The sequence below is a fragment of the Kitasatospora sp. NPDC058243 genome, assembly GCF_042882025.1.
GTDB lineage: Bacteria > Actinomycetota > Actinomycetes > Streptomycetales > Streptomycetaceae > Kitasatospora.
The window spans coordinates 5333-8742 of sequence record NZ_JBHVWW010000048.1 but is presented as its reverse complement, the minus strand read 5'-3'; the positions used below and the strand labels follow the sequence as shown (position 1 = coordinate 8742).

The window sequence follows — 3410 nt, the reverse complement described above, 5'->3', positions numbered from 1 at the left end:
GAGCCCGGGGAACCCCCCACACACGCGGAACAACACTTTTTCTCGTCCTTTTCCCCCCTTTGTTGTTTTGTGAGTGTCCTCCACCCCCACCCCGCCCCGCCCCCCGGCCGGCTCCTCGTTCCCACGCCGCAGCCGGACGTCGTCCTGGAGGATGCGCGGGCCGTCGGCTGCCGGGGACACGACCAGGAGCGCCGCGGTGGCGGCGGCCGTGTCCCCGGTCCGCACGACACGGTCGAGGAAGTGGCCGGGGCGCAACGCCCGAGTGGCCGTGAGTTCCTGTCCCGATGTCTTTTCCGATTTCCGGCCCTCCAGGCCCTTACGCGGCGCCCTTCTTGATGCGGTATCCGACCGCCGTCACGGGGTTGTCGACGAACATGCGGTGAACCGCCGTGTCGTCGAATCCGATGGAGAGAATGTTCTGCCGCTGCTGCTCATAACCGCTCGAACCCGCCGCCACGGCCCCGTCGTCACGCAGCCACAGCGGATTGTGGTCACTCCGGGTCAGTGGTTCCTGGGCCATCGTGGCGACCTCGGTGTGGTCGGTCAGCGCGATGAGGCGGTCCACGCCCAGGTATTCGACGGTGCGCCGGCAGATTTCGAGGTCGACGTGGTACCCGTCGAAGTTGATGCACGGGTACAGGAGGGACTCGCGTGCGGAGCGCAGCATTTCGGCCGGAACAGGGCCGAGCAGTTCCCGGAGGTCGGTCTTGTCCCAGTCGGGATCGAGCACCCGCCGCAGTTCGACTTCGCGGTCGACCCGTTCCTGCGGCGTGCGCCAGGAATGCGTGAAGTTCCGCGGGGTGTCGTTGTACAGATGGTCGGTCAGGACCAGGTACGGGGAGGAGTCGTAGCGGCTGTGCAGGAATTCGAGCACTTCCCGCAGTCGGACGGCACTGCGCTCGGGCGCCTCCCGGTGGAAGTGCCCCACGGCGATCCGGAGCCCCTGCTCGTAGAAGCTGGTGAGCAGGTCGGCGAAGGTGGGGCCGGCGTCGATGCGCTCGTCCAGGGCCATGGCGTCGGGCGCCATCACGATGTAGCGCAGGCCGAGCGGGCCGAGGGACGCGATGACGTCCCACTCCTTCGCCGACGGGAACCACCGTCCGGCCCGCGGTATCCCGCCCTGCGGCCCGAGCAGCGGGCCCTCGATCGCGAAACCGGCGATGTTGGGAACCGCGTTCGCCTGTTCGAGCCGGTGGTACTCCTGGAGGACCTCCACCAGGCGGGGGAGATTCTCCCGGCGCAGGTAGACGGTCGGCAGAATTCCGTACTCACGGGATTCCGCAGCCTTCTGAACCTCGGGGAGGTCCTCGGGCGAGATGGTCGAGAAATCGAAGTCATCGATTCCGTGGAAGTGGTAGAGAAGGGCCTTCACTTTTACCCTCGTTCCGTCTCGGACTATTCCTTGGACGGTTGGATTGGGTGCCGTCTCGACAGATACGGCTATCGACTTCCTGAGGCTTTTCTCATTGTCACGATCGACCTCACGAGTCGTCGCCGGGAGCAGCACGTCCTGCTGCAAACTCCGTGGACTGGCCTGCGGATAGCACGGCAGCGCCAAAAGAACGGAGACTGTACGTACAAGCATCCGTCGCCCGAGGGATGTTGAAAACCAAATCCTCGACAGTGTCCTGAAAGTCACTGCGGCCTGGCGCACCTTGGCGCCTTGACAGTGGTCGTACAATTCGGGGTAAGTATGTGGTGATTGTGTGCTGGCGACGCCGGGCGGCGCGGTTTTCGCCCGAACGCTGTTACGGGTGTTGCCATTGTTCCTCCCCGCCGGATCATGCTTTTCGTGGCCGGGATGACCGGTGGTCCCGCCCTTCGCCGGCGGATTCCGGAACCCGCCTGGTCAGCACCCGTAACAGCCCGTCCGCCGTCAGTGCGCGAGGAGCCGGCGGAGGAAGACGTCCGAGGCGTGGTTGGTGTCGCCGGGGACGAGGGTGCCGTCCTCGGAGGTGAACAGCACGGCGCTGCCGGAGGCGTCGGTGTACGGGTTGTCCGAGGTGCCGGTGCTCGCCGTGCCGTCCTCGGCCGCGCCGGCGAGTTCGACGGCTCCGGTGGCGAGGTCGCGGCGGAACACGTTCTGCCGCCCGCCGTCGACGCCGGGGACGAGGTTGCCGGCGTCGGAGACGAAGTAGACCCAGCGGTCGTCGTAGGACATGGTGCCGCGACCGGCGGAGCCGACCGTGGTGGTGCCGGGCAGCGGGGTGGTCACCCTGGCCACGGTGCCGGTGCGCAGGTCGCGGGTGTAGAGCTCCTGGTGGCGGTTGAGGATCGGCCCGCCGGGCGCGTCGAGGGTGTAGACGGCGTACTGCCCGTCGGGGCTGAGGGTGGCGTCCAGGCCGGTGTTGGCGAGCTGGCCGGCGGGGTCGGTGCTCGCGCCGCTGATCACCCCGGTGTGCTGGTCGAACACGTAGAAGGGGTAGGAGGCGTGCCCGAGGATCGCGGGGGAGTCGCCGTGGTCCGCGTGGTCCCCAGGGGCTGCGGCGGCTGCGGGGGTCTGGGTGGGAGCCGGGAGCAGGTTGTACGCGCGGGACTTGAAGCCGATGACGCGGCCGTCGGCGCTGATCGAGGGCAGGTAGGAGTCGCCGTTGCCCGGCTTGCCGTTCACCCCGAGGGTGACCAGGCGGGTGGTGCCCTCCCGGCGGTCGGTGACGTAGATGTTCTCCTTGCTGAACGTGCCGACCGGCGCGAGGTCGGTCCGGGAGGAGGAGAAGGCCACGAAGCGGCCGTCCCAACTGGCCACCGCGTCACGGGAGATGCGGCCGTCCTGGCCGGTGGCGGCCGGGTCGCTGGCGGTGATCAGCTCGGTGACGCCGTCCCGGAGGTCGCGGAGGTAGACCTCCCCGCCGCTGTTGGCCTTGTGGCCGGGCAGCACGTTGGTGGCCTTGGTGTTGAACGTGACGAAGCGGCCGTCGCCGCTGATCGATGCCTGGGTGGTGGGGGCGTCGAGCTGGGCGCCGTCCGCGCCGACGCTGACGCGTTGGGTGCGGCCGGTGTGCAGGTCCCGGACGAAGACGTCCGTCGCCCCGTTGGTGTCGCCGGGCACCAGGTTGGTCGCGTCCGAGGAGAACAGGGCGTAGCGGCCGTCGGCGCTCAGCCCCAGGGCGGCGGACGCGCCGTCCGGCTGCGCGCCGTCGAGGCCGACGCTCACCCGGGTGATCCCGCCCGTGCGCGGATGCGCTTCGGCCGCTGGTGCGGCGAGGCCGGCCAGCACGGCGGCGAGCAGGGCGCAGCCGCCGCGCAGCAGCCCGCGCCGGGGGTGTGTGGTGGTCATGAGGTGGGTCCTCCCCTTGGTGAGTGACGACGGCGCGGGGGGGGGACCACCTGTGGGGTGGGCAGCTCCCACAACACAGCGGGGAGGAGACCAAACAACAACGGCCCGTGAGCAGCAAGGAATCTCCCTCCAC

At 69.0% G+C, this 3410-nt stretch carries 2 protein-coding genes; both read right to left on the bottom strand.

What is annotated here, in order from left to right:
• Positions 1-316 precede the first annotated feature (316 nt).
• A complete protein-coding gene (locus ACFVX9_RS26895) occupies positions 317-1519 on the bottom strand; it encodes a hypothetical protein (RefSeq protein WP_380380400.1) in 1203 nt (400 codons plus the stop codon).
• A gap of 357 nt (positions 1520-1876) precedes the next feature.
• On the bottom strand, positions 1877-3277 hold the full coding sequence (locus ACFVX9_RS26890; protein WP_387983894.1) for a TolB family protein: 1401 nt from the start codon (positions 3275-3277) through the stop codon (positions 1877-1879).
• Positions 3278-3410 lie beyond the last annotated feature (133 nt).

Excerpts from the sequence above, each read along its gene's own strand:
- ACFVX9_RS26890 (WP_387983894.1), bottom strand. The coding sequence starts at position 3,277 with ATGACCACCACACACCCCCGGCGCGGGCTGCTGCGCGGCGGCTGCGCC.